This window comes from Tenacibaculum amylolyticum, from assembly GCF_964511145.1.
GTDB classification, from domain to species: domain Bacteria; phylum Bacteroidota; class Bacteroidia; order Flavobacteriales; family Flavobacteriaceae; genus Polaribacter; species Polaribacter amylolyticum.
The window spans coordinates 41,629-56,384 of record NZ_CAZEFZ010000007.1; the positions used below are offsets into that span (position 1 = coordinate 41,629).

The window sequence follows — 14,756 nt, forward strand, 5'->3', positions numbered from 1 at the left end:
GATTACAGCCTCTAACAAATGATACACCAAAGCCATTACTTAAAGTAGGAAATAAGCCTATTATGGAGCACAATGTAGATAGATTAGCTTTATATGGTATTGATGATTATTGGTTTTCTGTAAAGTATTTAGGAGAACAAATTGAAGCATATTTTGGAAAAGGAGAATCGAAAAATTTAGATATTGATTATGTATGGGAGGACAAACCATTAGGGACAGTTGGAGCTGTTTCTAAAATAAATAATTTCAAACATGATTATATATTATTAACGAATTCTGATATTTTAACGAATTTAGATTATGAGGATTTTTATTTAGATTTTATATCGAAGGATGCTGATTTTTCTGTTGTATCAATTCCTTATCAAGTAAATATTCCATACGCTGTTTTAGAAAATGAAAATGGATGTATTAAAAGTTTTAAAGAAAAGCCTACTTATACATACTATTCCAATGGTGGAATTTATTTGATGAAAAAAGAAGTTTTAGATTTTATACCTAAAGAAGAGTTTTTTAATGCTACTGATTTAATGGAAGAGCTAATAAAAAAAGGTAATAAAGTTATTTCATATCCTTTAGCAGGTTATTGGTTAGATGTAGGAAAACACGAAGATTTTAAGCAAGCTCAAGAAGATATATATAAAATAAAGTTTTAATAATATGGATATACTTTTAACTGTATGTGCAAGAGGAGGATCTAAAGGTATAAAAGGTAAAAATATTAAAGAAATTAAAGGATCTCCTTTAATTTTTTATACTTTAAAAACTGCAAATAAATTTAAAGAAGAAATAAAAACAGGAAACGTTGATATTATTTTGTCTACAGATTCAGAAGCTATAAAAAGTACAGTGATGAAATTTAGAGGTGAAGTAGATGTTTCGTATATAAGGCCAGACTTTTTAGCTACAGATGCTGCGGGAAAATTAGATGCCATTGTTGACGTGAAAAAATATGCTGAAGATAAAAATGAAAAAGAGTATGATTATGTTTTAGATTTAGATGTTACTTCACCACTAAGAACAGTTCAAGATCTTAAAGATGCTCTAGAACTATTAGAAAATAATGAAGAAGCGAATAACATTTTTTCAGTTAATGATGCAAATAGAAACCCCTATTTTAATATGGTTGAAGAAAAAAAAGATAATTTTTTTGGTTTAGTTAAAGATGGTGGTGTTTTTTTAAGTAGGCAAACTACCCCTAAGGTATATGATATGAATGCTTCATTTTATTTTTACAAAAGAAAGTTTTTCAGAGAGAATTATAAAACTGTTATAACTGATAAAACTATTGTATATAAGATGAATCATATTTGCTTTGATTTAGATCATCCAATTGATTTTGATTTTATGGAGTATCTAATTGAAAATGATAAATTAGGATTTAAATTATGAAAGTTTTAATAATAGGTTTAGGCTCTATTGCAAAAAAACATGTTTTAGCTTTAAGAAGAATAAATCCATTGGTGAAAATTTATGCTTTAAGACATAAAATTAAGGCAGAAGAAGATAATATTCACCATATATATTCATATGAGGAAATAGAGAGCTTGAAGCCAGATTTTATTATTGTTTCTAACCCAACAAATGTACATTATAAGACTTTAAATGAGATTTCTAGGTTAGAGATTCCTCTTTTTATAGAAAAACCATTGTTTAATTCAATTGGTGAAAAAGAATTGAACTTGGTAGAGAGTTTAGATAAGAGTAACTCAACTTATATTGCATGTAATCTAAGATTTCACAAAGGTTTACTCAAAATGAAAGACTTATTAAAAGATAAGCGTGTTGAAGAGGTAAATATTTACTGTGGATCTTATTTGCCAAACTGGAGACCAAATAAAGATTTTAGAAAAATTTATAGTGCAAATAAAGAAGAAGGAGGGGGAGTTCATATAGATTTAATTCATGAATTAGATTATTTATATTGGTTTTTTGGTGAACCTCTAAAAGTAAAAAAAACTTTTACTAACCTTTCTAGTTTAAATATTTCTGCATACGATTATGCTAATTATTTATGGTTATATAAAGAGTTTAATGCTAACATAATTTTAAATTATTATAGAAAGAATTCAAAAAGGACTTTTGAAGTTTTAACGACAGAAGGAACGTATTTATTAGATTTAATAGAGAATAAAATATGGTTTGATGAGGAGAATGTTTATTCTGAAAAACAAGATTTATTGGAAACGTATGAGGACCAAATGAGATATTTTATTAAAAATGCTTTAGGTAAAAAGAATACATTTAATACGGTTAAAGAAGGGTATAAAATTTTAAATTTATGTTTTTAAAGAATAAAGTGATAGTAGTAACCGGAGGAGCTGGGTTATTAGGGAGAAGATTTTGTGAAATGATCATAAATAATGGAGGCACAGCTATTATTGCTGAATATAACACTTCTTCTGCAGAAGAGGTTAGAAATAAAATTAATAGTAAAAATTTATTTGTAGAGGAATTAAATATAATATCTAAAAAATCTATTGAAGATTTAATAGATAGATTACATCTAAAGTTTAATAAAATTGATGCTATAGTTAATAGTGCTTATCCAAGAAATAAAAATTACGGAAAACATTTCTTTGATGTCGAATACGAAGATTTTTGTGAGAATTTAGGTATGAATCTTGGAGGATATTTTTTAACATCACAGTTATTTGCTAAATACTTTTATAAACAAGGTTTTGGTAATATTGTTAATATATCTTCAATTTATGGTGTCATTGCCCCTCGATTTCAAATATATGAAAACACAGATATGACTACCCCAGTTGAATATGCAGCTATAAAATCAGGACTAATACATCTAACTAAATATATGGCAAAATATTTAAAAGGAAAAAAAATTAGAGTAAATGCAATATCTCTTGGAGGTTTAAAAGATAATCAACCTCAAAGCTTTTTGTCTGCCTATAAAGAATTTTGTTTAAATAAAGGAATGTTAAACGCTAATGATATTTCGGGAACATTATTGTATTTATTATCTGATTTATCAGAATATGTAAATGGGCAGAATCTTGTGGTTGATGACGGCTTTACTTTATAAGAGGTATTCAGCATGAATATTTTAGTAATTTATAGAAGAAATATAGATATTAATGATTCAGGAGCTTCTAGGACTACAATACAGTTACTTAATTATTTAGTAAATAAAAATGACGTCTACTGTTATACAAATTTTAAAATAGTTTGTAGAGGAGTTGATAAAATTAAATATGTAGACAATATAGGAATCAATATAGGAAAGATTAATAGATTTATCATAGATAATGATATAGATATAATTTTTGTGCCTGAAGGTTATTTATTGTCAAAAATAGCTCATAAAGCTCGTTTAGGAACCAAATGTAAATTGGTTGGAGCAATGCATAATAAGCCAGGTTATGAAAAAAGAAGAGTATGGGTTGGGATACTTGAATCATTATTTTTTAATGAATCAAGATTTAAACGGTTTAGAGCTTTTTGTGCAATAGTATTGTATCCAATAGCTTATCTATATATTACACAAAAAACAATACAAGGAATTAGAAAAGGGTATAAATATTCAGATAAATTTGTCTTATTATCAAAACATTACGTTGCCTCCTTTAAAAAGGTTTATCGGATAGATAACGATGATAAACTTGAGGTTATAGAAAATGCACTTTCCTTTAATAAAAGTATTTCTTATGATGACGTTGATAAGAAAGAAAAAAAAGTTTTAGTAGTTTCTAGATTTAGTGAAATGCAAAAACGTTTATCAATTGTTTTCAAAGTATGGAGTGAAATTCAAGATGAATTTCCAGACTGGACATTAAATGTAGTTGGATTTGGAAGATCTTTTCCATTTTATAAAATGCTAGCCAAAAAATATAAAATGAAAAATTTTTTTATTAAAGATGAAAAACGAGATACATATGAGTTTTATAAAAAAGCATCTATTTTTCTAATGACCTCTGATTATGAAGGATGGCCTATGACATTAAATGAAACCTTACAATTAGGATGTGTACCTATAGTTATGAATTCATTTGATAGTCTCAAAGACATTATTGATAATGGAAAAAATGGGATTGTAGTTGATAAAAATAATATACATACCTTTAAAAAGAAAATGTCATATTTAATGAAAAGTAAAGATAAAAGAAAAGAGATGAGTATGAATGGGATAGAATCATCTAAGAGGTTCAAGAGAGAAATTATTTGCGAAAAATATTATAAACTTTTTAAATCTTTAATTTAAAAAGAAAATTATTATCACATTTTTAAAATGAAAAAAAATATTTTTTTAGTTTGTTATGGCGCTGGTCATATTAATTTGATTGAGCCAATAGTAGATAAACTAATACTAAATGAAAACTATAATGTTAAACTGTTAGCTCTAACAACAGCTTACAATAAAGTTAAAAATAAATACACTAAAGATGTATTGAAAAACATTAAAGACTATTTATTTTTATTTGATGAGAATTTAGATGAAATATTAAAAAATGGATTAAAAATATTCGAGGATAACTATAATGCTTCTAGTGGTCTTAGTAAACTAGAAGTATTGTTCTATATAGGTTTATCTCTTACTGAAGAAATAAATAAAACTAGTTATGATACTGCCTATTCTAACTATCAAGAAAAAGGAAGAAAATCTTTTTTACCAGTTGATACAATTGGTAAAATATTAGAGCATGAAAATACAGATTTATTAATTTCAACCACTTCACCAAGATTTGAAAAAGCCTCATTATTAGCTTCAAAAAAAAGAAATATAAAATCTATTCAGATTTTAGACCTTTTTGATGATGATATAAATAAACCGATAGCAGATTACACAATTGTTATGAATGAAAAGGTTAAAAATAATCTTTTAGAAAAAGGTTTTAAAAGTAATCAAGTATTAATATTTGGTCAACCAGCTATAGAAAGAAGTGTTAATAGTATATTTGGAATGGATGAAAACCTTATTCTAGATAAGGTAAAATTAGATAGAAAAAAGAAGGTATTAGTATACTTATCTCAACCTCCTTTAAAGTTTAATAAAATAGATAATTCTTATTCAAGAGTTGATTATAAAGAGATCAATCCTCATATATTTAAAATGTTGCATTCGATGACCAATGAATATAATGTACTTTTTAGATTACATCCAAATGAAGATATTACAGATTACGAAGAAAGTTTCACTCAATATCCTGATATAAGATATACTAATAATGAATTAAACTTGTTTGAGGTGATTTGTATTGGAGATATTATAGTTACTCCATACTCTACTGTAGCTATTGAGGCAGTAAGTAGTAATAAAAAAGTTTTTACTTACAAGCCTGATTATAATGAATTCTATCCTATTAGTTTTTTTAAAGAATTACCTTTTATATATAGCAATTCATTTAATGAGTTACGTGATAATTTAAGAAATAAAAAAATAATAAATGAATTAAATTCTTCTATTGAATTCCTAACATTTAATTTTGCCGAAAAATTAGAAAAATTTATTAATAGTATATGAATAAATCAAGATTAAAGTTTTTATTCTGGATATTTTTTAATGTTATTATTTTTTTATTTCTGAGTAGCTTTCTAGATAGAAGTATGTTTAGTGTAGAGATAGATGGTTTTTATTCTCAAGTTTCAAGTTTTGATGCAGGAAACAATCAGAGTAATAGCTTGTCATATATGCATAGAGTAAGGTACATTATAGCTTACCCATTTTTCTTTATTAAAGAAAATAATATGTCGAATACTTTAGAACATATTTTATTTGTAATATACTGCTTACCTGTATTTTTTACAAAAGCCCCTTATCGTATTAGAAATATTTCAGTTTTGATATTATACTTATCATTAATTTTTAGTTACAGAAGTGTACTAGTTATGATTGCAGTATATATGTTAATTATGAACATAAGATATGGATATGGAGGAGTAAAGAAAAGAGTATTCCTGATTTCTTTTGGGTATTCCTTATTGAGCTCAGGGTCTTTTTTACTATGCTTTTTCTTAGTATTCTTTTTTAAGAAAAAATATATAAAAAGTAAAAGTAAAAGAAAATATTTAAACATAGTTGTTATTATGTTAGTTTCTGTGTTAGCAGGATCTATTTTCCATAAGTTATTGTTTTTTTTAAACCCTTATGAATACGGAAGTGCTGATGATATAACTATAGAAGCCATTAAAAAAATTTCGATTGAGGATATAGTTAAGATTTTCTATGTTATGGTTGAGAGGAGTTTATTATTTGAAGCAATAATGAACGAAGATTATTTAAGAGTCTCAATTGTTGTTATAGAATTATTATTAATTATCTTTTTGACTTTATATTCTAAGCAAAAAGTAATAAAAACAATTTTTATATTGTTACTAGTAAGCTTATTGTTTGAGGGGTTAATGACTTATTCATTACTATTTTCTATTATAGTATTATTTTATGATTTCCTTTATAAATCTGTTAAGAGAACTAAATATGAAACGAGAAATATTTATTAATAGTTTTATACTTAGTATAGGGATTTTATTGGGAAGGTTAAGTGGCTATATAAGAGAGTTGGTTATAGCATATAAGTTCGATGTTAGTGCTGATTCGGATACTATTATTTTAATGCTAACTGTTCCTGATTTACTAAATAATCTATTGTCTTCAGGTGCTATTTCAGGGTTGTTAATTCCTATATTATCAAAAGATAAAAATCCTATAGAAGGTATATTACAAGAATTTACACTAAAGTTATTTAAAATAACTTTAATGTTGTATCTATTAGTTGTATTATCATTCCTCTTTCTTTATGAACTCCATTTATATGTTCTAATCATAATTTCATTATTATCCGTCTTTCCTAATGTTTTAACGTTTATTTCAGTTTCATTTTTACAATTCAAGAAAAAATTTAAAGAATTGTCTTTGAATACTTTATTTTTTAATAGTATTCTAATTTTGTTTTTATTATTAGGGTTTAAAAACTATTTTTTTGCAGTAGGAGTAATTTTAGCTGCAATATTTAGAATGTTATGGATGTATTATAACTTAAAGAAAAATAAAATTAATACTAGGTTAGTACTTTCTTTAGAAAAGAAAAATAAAAAAAACACGATCTCATACAGGTTAATGGTATTTATGATTTTTGCTAATGGAGTGGTTTTTGTCTTACCTATGATTGATAAAATTTTTGCATCTTTTCTGAATGAAGGATCTATAGCTTTATTATCTTATGCAGAGAAAATTTATTTTTTACCAGTTTCAGTATTTCTAACGACATATGCAGTCGCTATGTTCCCAGATTTATCAAAAATGATAGCTGATAATAAATTTTTAGAAGCAAATAAACTTCTAAATAGAGTAATATTTTTTAATCTTATTTTATCATTAACTATTGCAGTTGTTTTTTATTTTTTTAGTTATGATATAGTTAAGTTGTTTTATGGAATTTCAAAAGTTAAAGAGTCGAATATTATTTTAGTTTCTGAAGTTTTAAAATCATTTACAATAGCGATTATTTTTGCAGGAACAAATAGTATATTATTGAATTTAGTTTTTGCAAATAAATGGTATAAAGTATTAATATATTATTCGGTTTCAATTTTAAGCTTAAAGTTAATATTAAACTTCATGATCAAGTATTACGATTTTGAAGTGAGATTTATTCCTTTAGGAACTTCTTTATTAATGCTAATCTCTGTTATAGGCTTATATTTGACATATAAATCAAAAATTAAAAAAATAAAAATAGCGGAGGTATGAAATATTCAATAATAGAAAATGATATTGAACTCATAAAAAAATATGATTCGATAGGTGTAGATAGAATTTTTTTAGATTTAGAAATCTTAGGAAAGAAAGAAAGACAAGGGCACTTAGATACTGTAATAAGCGTTACTCATAGTATTGAAGATGTTAGAAAAATATCTTCAGTTCTACATAAATCTGACTTGTTAGTTAGAATAAACCCAATACACTCAAGTTCTAAAAATGAAATTGAAAAATGTATAAATGATGGGGCTGATATTATTATGCTACCAATGTTTAAAACTAGATTAGAAGTAGAAAAGTTTGTGAAACTTGTAAAAGGAAGAGTTAAAACATGTTTATTATTAGAGACTTCTGAAGCCTTAGCTAGAGTAGATGAAATTTTGGAAGTGAAAGGTATAGATGAAGTACATGTTGGTCTTAATGATTTACATTTATCTCTAGGTCTAGATTTTATGTTTGAGGTTTTATCAGGAGGATTGGTAGAATATCTAGCTAAAAAAATACATAGTAAAAATATTGATTTTGGCTTTGGAGGAGTAGCTACATTAAATGATGGCCTAATTTCTGGAAATATGATACTCAAAGAACATGTTAGACTTAAATCTTCAGCCGTTATTTTATCTAGAACATTTAAAAAAATAGCTAATGAAAGCATTGAGAAGTTTGAAACTGAGTTTTTAGCTTTAAAAACTACTTTTCATGAATATAATAAAAGTTTAACAGAGGAAGAATTGGAAAATAATAAGAAATTATTGAAGGAGAGTACAATTAAAATTGTTAAACAAAAACTAAATTAATAGAATATAATGTATAAGTTAGTATTTAAAAGGTTTTTAGATTTAATTTCTGCCTTATTCATTGGTTTTATTTTTTTTATTCCAATGGTTATTATTGGAATATTAATAAGAATAGATTCAAAAGGAAGTATTTTTTATCGTCAAAATAGAATTGGAAAAGGAGGAAAAGTTTTTAAAATATTTAAATTTAGAACTATGGTATCCAACGCTGATCAAATTGGAGGATATAGTACAAAGAAAAATGATAATAGAATTACAAAAGTTGGAGCTTTTTTACGTAAAACAAGCTTAGACGAAATACCTCAAGTATTTAATATATTTTTAGGAGATATGAGTTTAATCGGACCTAGACCAGATGTTCCTGCACAAAAGAGTAATTATACTGAGGAAGAATTCAAAAAAAGACATAATGTCTTACCAGGAATATCAGGTTTAGCTCAAAGTAGAAATAGGCATAACTTGAATAATAAGAGTAGAAAAAAGTATGATATATTTTATAATGAAAAAGTATCATTCTTTTTAGATATAAAAATAATTTTTTGGACAATTAAAACATTACTTAAAGGAAGTTATTAAATTATGTGTGGAATTGCAGGGTTTATTTCTAATAATGAAAATCAAATAGATGGTTACGTTTCTAATACTGTAGAATCGATTAATCATAGAGGACCAGATGAACATGGGTATCATCATTCAGAGAATGTATGTTTGCTAAATACTAGGCTTAGTATTATTGATATAGAAAATGGAAAGCAACCATTTTATAACAATAACAAGGAGATAGTAGTTGTTCAGAATGGAGAGATTTATAATTTTGTAGAGGTTAAAAATGAATTAATTAAGCTAGGTTGTACTTTTGAGACAAGTAGTGATACTGAGGTTATTTTAAAAGCATACGAATCTTATGGAACAGAGTGTTTTAGTAAGTTTAACGGTATGTTTGCTATAGCTATCTATGATAAGAAGTTAAAAAAGGTAATATTAGGTAGAGATCGATTAGGAGTTAAACCTTTATATCTATATGAGAAGGACAATGGGTTATATTTTGCTTCAGAAATAAAAGCTTTTAAGAAAGCAATACAAGATTTTGATGGATCATTAGATAATCAATCAATACATAATTATTTAAAATTTAATTATATACCTATCCCTAGAACAATCTTTAAATATGTTACTCATGTTATTCCTGGATCTTTTATAGAAATAGACACGGAATCTTTATCAAAGAAAGTTACTAAGTATTGGGATATAACTAATCAAGAAGAATTAGTAGATGTAACAGAAGAAGAAGCTTTTGAACAAATTGACGAAATATTTACTGACGCTATCAGAATTAGGCTTAGAAGTGATGTAGGAATAGGAGCTTTTTTGAGTGGAGGCTTAGATTCTAGTTTGGTGTGTGCTGCAACGAAAGAGAAATTTGGTATTAGTCTTGATTCCTATTCTATTGGCTTTAAGGAGAAAAGATTTGATGAGTCTTACTGGGCTAAAACTGTAGCGAATCATTGCGATATAGAAAATAAGGTCCATATTTTAGAAAGTGATATTGTGAAAATGTGGAACTTAACCACTTGGCATAATGATCAACCTCATGGTGATATTTCATTTATTCCAACTTATATATTGTCTGAATTTGCAGCTAAAGACTATAAGCTTGTTTTTACAGGAGATGGAGGTGATGAAGCTTTTGCTGGTTATACAAAATATTTTTCATCTTTTGATAGTGATGAAAAAAACTACTTTGATAGCATTTCTCTAATAAAAAAAGATGAGGATTTTGATAACTTATATACTTCTAATTTTAAGGAAAGTGTCGATTATTCTGTCCCTTTCAAAATTTTTAGAGAAACGATAGATAAAGTAAGCAATAAAGATTTTACTAATAAGATTCTATATTTTGATATGATACATTTATTACCTGGTAATAATTTAGTAAAACCTGATAAGATGGCTATGGCTAATTCTCTTGAAACTAGAAGTCCTCTTCTTGATTATAGACTTTTTGAATATACACAGAAGTTGAAAGGAAACTTTAAGTTAAGAGAAAACGAAACTAAATATATTTTAAAAAAATATGCATTAAAGTACTTACCAAAAGATGTAGTGTATAGAGATAAACAAATGTTTACTGTACCAGTTGGAGAATGGTTTAAAACTCATTTAAAAGATTACGTAACAGAAATAATAAATAGCGATTCTTTATCTAAACGAAATATATTTAATAGTAGTTATTTAAAAGAAATTTTAAAAGAACATATAGAAGGTAAAAAAGATTATACTAGAGAGTTAAGAGCTATAGTAAATCTAGAACTTTGGTTTAGATGTTTTATTGATTAAACTTATGAAAGGCATCATCTTAGCAGGAGGTTCAGGAACACGATTATATCCAATTACAAAAGGAGTATCTAAGCAGTTATTACCTGTTTATGACAAGCCTATGATATATTATCCGTTGTCAGTTTTAATGTTAGCAGGCATAAAAGAGATACTTATCATTTCAACTCCAGATGATTTGCCAAGTTTTAAAAAACTGTTAGGTAATGGTCGTGAATTAGGAATTAACTTAAACTATGCAGAGCAACCCAGTCCAGATGGATTAGCACAAGCTTTTATCATAGGAGAAGAATTTATAGGGGAAGATGATGTGTGTATGATTTTAGGCGATAATATTTTTTATGGTCATGGACTTCCAGAAATGTTAGGAAATGCAATTCAAAATGTAGAGAATGAGCAAAAAGCTACGGTTTTTGGATATTTTGTAAAAGATCCAGAGCGTTATGGAGTGGTTGAGTTTGATAAAAGTGGAAATGCTATTTCTATAGAAGAGAAGCCTGTTACACCAAAATCAAATTATGCAGTAGTAGGATTGTATTTTTATCCTAATAATGTAGTACAAATGGCTAAAAAAGTAAAGCCTTCTAATAGAGGTGAGTTAGAAATTACTTCTGTAAATCAAGAGTATTTAGAAAAAAAAAGACTCAAAGTTGAGTTAATGGGAAGAGGTTTTGCTTGGTTAGATACAGGAACTCATGAGTCTTTTATGGAGGCAGGTCAATTTATACAAACTATAGAAAAACGTCAAGGGTTAAAAATAGCTTGTATAGAAGAAATTGCTTACCACATGGGGTTTATTGATCAAGAACAACTTAAAAAGTTAGCACAACCGCTTATGAAAAGTAAGTATGGAGAATATTTAATGGATTTGGTTAAGAGATAGGATAGAAGGATGAAAAACATTTTAATTACAGGAGGTGCAGGTTTTATAGGTTCACATGTAGTTCGTTTATTTGTGAACAAATATCCTAATTATAATATCATAAATTTAGATGCATTAACGTATGCTGGAAATCTGAAAAATTTAAAAGATATTGAAGAGCGATCAAACTATACTTTTATTAAGGGAGATATTTGTGATACAGAACAAATACGTTCTATATTTTTAAAATATGATATAGATGCAGTCATTCACTTAGCTGCAGAATCACATGTAGATCGATCAATTAAAGACCCATTTTCATTTGCTAAAACGAATGTATTAGGAACTTTAAACTTATTACAAGCAGCAAAAGAGTATTGGAGCAATAACATAAAGGACAAACTTTTTTATCATATTTCTACAGATGAGGTGTACGGAAGTTTAACAGATACAGGTTTGTTTACTGAGCAAACAGCCTATGATCCTCATTCGCCGTATTCAGCTTCCAAAGCTTCTTCAGACCATTTTGTAAGAGCTTTTAAAGACACATATAAATTACCAGCAATAATTTCTAATTGTTCCAATAATTATGGAGCATATCAATTTCCTGAGAAATTAATTCCTTTATTTATCAATAACATATGTAATAATAAACCATTACCAGTCTATGGAACGGGAGAAAACGTTCGTGATTGGCTATATGTTGAAGATCATGCAAGTGCTATTGATGTTATATTTCATAAAGGAGAAATAGGAGAAACATATAATGTTGGAGGTTTTAATGAGTGGAAGAACATAGATTTAATTAAAGTACTAATTAAGACTGTAGATCGGTTTTTGGAAAGAAAAGAAGGGACTTCGGAGCATTTAATAAGCTATATAGAAGATAGAGCAGGACATGATTATAGATATGCTATAGATGCGTCTAAATTAAAAAATGAATTAGGTTGGAGTCCATCTTTACAGTTTGAAGAAGGAATTGAAAAAACAGTTCAATGGTATTTAGAAAATAAAGAATGGGTAGAGGAAATTACCACAGGAAAGTATCAAGATTATTATAAAGATATGTACGCAAATAAAAACCCGATATAACTAATTTATATCGGGTTTTATTTTTATGATTTAAAAGTTATTTATTTTAACCTTTCCAAGCTTAAGTCTTTATTATATTTTACGATAAATAAACCTCTATTTCTTGTTGATCCGAATAACTTTTTATTATAATCGAATTTGTTTTTCAATCGCATAGAAATTCCTTGCTTAAAAGTTTGAGAAAGTTTCTCTCCTGAAGCTAATCGCATTAAAATATCATAGGTTAAATCAAATCCTCTGATAGCATATTCAGATGGAATATCTTTATTCCTAGCACGGTATTGCTTTACAAAACGTTTTACATTTTCATCCTTTTCTTGAGAAAAATGATCTGTAACATAAGTAAAATCTACACGAGCTAATGTATTATTATTAACTTCATCATATGCTTTATTTTTGTCAATAGCAAAAACATGAGCAGTTACATCCTCTGGTAAAACAACCATACTGTTAATAGCATTTGCAATAGCAGATTTATCATCAGAAGTTAGAATTATCCAGCTATGAGAATTCGGCTTCATTTTTTCAGTAAAACGTTCTTTTTTAATATAACCTTTTTCTGGTTTTAAAATATGGATATCCTGAATAGAATCGTTTTTTTTCAGATTAGAAGCAATAAACTCTACTTGCTCATCCGACTGTTTTTTGCCATCACCAACAACAAAGATCGTTTCACCATTATAAATCTCATTTAAGTAAGAAACAAGTGCATTACTATGAGTTTCCTTATCTGGTGCAGATTTTACAATTTTTGAAGATGAGAATTCGCCTTGTGCTTTAGAAAAGTGAGGAAAAACAACAGGAGCGTTTACATCATCTGCAACTAATTCAACTTTATCTGAGTAAAAAGGACCTATAATTACATCTACATCATCTAATTTATCTTCATCTAAAATTTGTTGCACTAATTTCCCTCTACTACCAGTATCAAAAACAGCAACATCTACGTTTACTCCATTTTTAGAAATAGAATCAATAGCCATTTCAGCTCCGAAGTAAAAGTCAGTGATTATATTGGCTAAATTAGCACTACCTGCTGATTTACTTTTTACCTTGTTAAAAATCTTTTCTGCGGGAATACTATCATATGCAGCTGCTTTAAAAGGTAGTAATAAAGCTAACTTTATAGGTTCAGAAACTTCAGCTATGGTATCAATATAAAAAGTAACATCATCAGATGCTAGTTTTTCTTCTATTGGACGTATTCTTAATATTTGACCAATGCTCAACTTATCATCTACTAAATCAGGATACTCTGGGTTTAGTTTTAATAAATCATCTTTAGAAATATTGTAAAAACGTGTTAAGCTATAAACCGTTTCTTTAGGTTTTACAATATGCGTCACATGATTTTTAAGATCTTCTTCTCTAGAAATGTAAACGATTTTTTTCTCCTCAACTTTTACTTTCAATTCTTGTCCAACACTTAAAAGATTATCTCTAAGTTTAGGGAATTCAGGATTTAATTTTAAAAGTTCATCTTTAGAAATGTTATACATTTTTGTTAAGCGATAAACTGTCTCTCCAGGTTGAACGACATGTGTTTTATATTCATATACAGTTCGAACAACTTGCATTGAATCTGCTTTTACTTCTGTACTATCGTCGTTAGTAGAAGGAGTTGAGGTTTCATTAGTCTCATTTCCTTCAGAAGAGGTATCTGTAGTATTAGTTCCTTTAGTTGGATTTTGAATTAAAGGAATCGTTTTTTTAAACTCAGGGTTGGGTATAATAATAACACTATTAGATGAAAGTGTTTCCCCAACATCTGGATTTAACCTTACTAAGTCTTCAGCAGGAACATTGATTCTTTTAGCAATATCTTGCATTGTTTCTCCTTCCTGAACTCGATAAGAGATATATCTTTTTTGTTGACTACAAGATACAATTAAGGCTATTACTAGAGTAAAAGCCAAAAATTTTAGTTTATTCATAAAAAATTATTTAAGACTATAAG

The 14,756-nt window shown here is 27.1% G+C and carries 14 protein-coding genes (1 of these 14 running past the window's edge); 13 read left to right on the plus strand and 1 reads right to left on the minus strand.

What is annotated here, in order from left to right:
* The 13 genes in view from ACKTTC_RS03660 to rfbB are tightly spaced (at most 27 nt apart) and all read left to right on the plus strand, a layout consistent with a single transcriptional unit that may run on beyond the window.
* Positions 1-656: the 3' portion of a nucleotidyltransferase family protein gene (locus tag ACKTTC_RS03660; RefSeq protein ID WP_408038384.1), read on the plus strand. The gene continues 394 nt to the left of window position 1, outside the view; the window shows 656 of its 1,050 coding nt (coding positions 395-1,050); the start codon falls outside the window, past its left edge; it ends in the stop codon at positions 654-656.
* Positions 657-660: 4 nt separating this feature from the next.
* Positions 661-1,392, plus strand: coding sequence for an acylneuraminate cytidylyltransferase family protein (locus tag ACKTTC_RS03665; protein WP_408038386.1), 732 nt, complete (start codon positions 661-663; stop codon positions 1,390-1,392).
* A complete protein-coding gene (locus tag ACKTTC_RS03670) occupies positions 1,389-2,291 on the plus strand; it encodes a Gfo/Idh/MocA family protein (protein WP_408038388.1) in 903 nt (300 codons plus the stop codon). The genes ACKTTC_RS03665 and ACKTTC_RS03670 overlap by 4 nt, the downstream gene beginning before the upstream one ends.
* Positions 2,282-3,043: an oxidoreductase gene (locus ACKTTC_RS03675; RefSeq protein ID WP_408038390.1), complete on the plus strand. Its 762-nt coding sequence runs from the start codon at positions 2,282-2,284 to the stop codon at positions 3,041-3,043. The genes ACKTTC_RS03670 and ACKTTC_RS03675 overlap by 10 nt, the downstream gene beginning before the upstream one ends.
* 12 nt (positions 3,044-3,055) lie before the next feature.
* Positions 3,056-4,219 carry a glycosyltransferase gene (locus tag ACKTTC_RS03680; protein WP_408038391.1) on the plus strand — a complete coding sequence of 388 codons (1,164 nt, stop codon included), beginning with the start codon at positions 3,056-3,058 and terminating at the stop codon, positions 4,217-4,219.
* A 27-nt stretch (positions 4,220-4,246) separates the two neighbouring features.
* A complete protein-coding gene (locus ACKTTC_RS03685; RefSeq protein WP_408038392.1) occupies positions 4,247-5,479 on the plus strand; it encodes a CDP-glycerol glycerophosphotransferase family protein in 1,233 nt (410 codons plus the stop codon).
* Positions 5,476-6,456, plus strand: a complete 981-nt coding sequence (locus ACKTTC_RS03690) for a hypothetical protein (RefSeq protein WP_408038394.1) — start codon at positions 5,476-5,478, stop codon at positions 6,454-6,456. Before ACKTTC_RS03685 ends, ACKTTC_RS03690 begins: the two co-directional genes overlap by 4 nt.
* On the plus strand, positions 6,434-7,705 hold the full coding sequence (gene murJ, locus ACKTTC_RS03695; RefSeq protein WP_408038396.1) for a murein biosynthesis integral membrane protein MurJ: 1,272 nt from the start codon (positions 6,434-6,436) through the stop codon (positions 7,703-7,705). The genes ACKTTC_RS03690 and murJ overlap by 23 nt, the downstream gene beginning before the upstream one ends.
* Entirely contained in the window at positions 7,702-8,511 is an 810-nt protein-coding gene (locus tag ACKTTC_RS03700; RefSeq protein ID WP_408038398.1) for an aldolase/citrate lyase family protein, read from the plus strand. Before murJ ends, ACKTTC_RS03700 begins: the two co-directional genes overlap by 4 nt.
* Positions 8,512-8,520: 9 nt before the next feature.
* Positions 8,521-9,087 carry a sugar transferase gene (locus tag ACKTTC_RS03705; protein WP_408038400.1) on the plus strand — a complete coding sequence of 189 codons (567 nt, stop codon included), beginning with the start codon at positions 8,521-8,523 and terminating at the stop codon, positions 9,085-9,087.
* Between the two features lie 3 nt (positions 9,088-9,090).
* Positions 9,091-10,848 (plus strand): asparagine synthase (glutamine-hydrolyzing), encoded by a 1,758-nt coding sequence (asnB, locus tag ACKTTC_RS03710; RefSeq protein WP_408038401.1) that lies wholly within the window; start codon positions 9,091-9,093, stop codon positions 10,846-10,848.
* Between the two features lie 4 nt (positions 10,849-10,852).
* Positions 10,853-11,728, plus strand: coding sequence for a glucose-1-phosphate thymidylyltransferase RfbA (rfbA, locus tag ACKTTC_RS03715; RefSeq protein ID WP_408038403.1), 876 nt, complete (start codon positions 10,853-10,855; stop codon positions 11,726-11,728).
* A 9-nt stretch (positions 11,729-11,737) separates the two neighbouring features.
* Positions 11,738-12,799 carry a dTDP-glucose 4,6-dehydratase gene (rfbB, locus tag ACKTTC_RS03720; protein WP_408038405.1) on the plus strand — a complete coding sequence of 354 codons (1,062 nt, stop codon included), beginning with the start codon at positions 11,738-11,740 and terminating at the stop codon, positions 12,797-12,799.
* A gap of 41 nt (positions 12,800-12,840) precedes the next feature.
* On the opposite strand, the gene ACKTTC_RS03725 is transcribed toward rfbB, so the two are convergent.
* Positions 12,841-14,733, minus strand: coding sequence for an amino acid ABC transporter substrate-binding protein (locus tag ACKTTC_RS03725; RefSeq protein ID WP_408038407.1), 1,893 nt, complete (start codon positions 14,731-14,733; stop codon positions 12,841-12,843).
* Between the last annotated feature and the right edge of the window lie 23 nt (positions 14,734-14,756).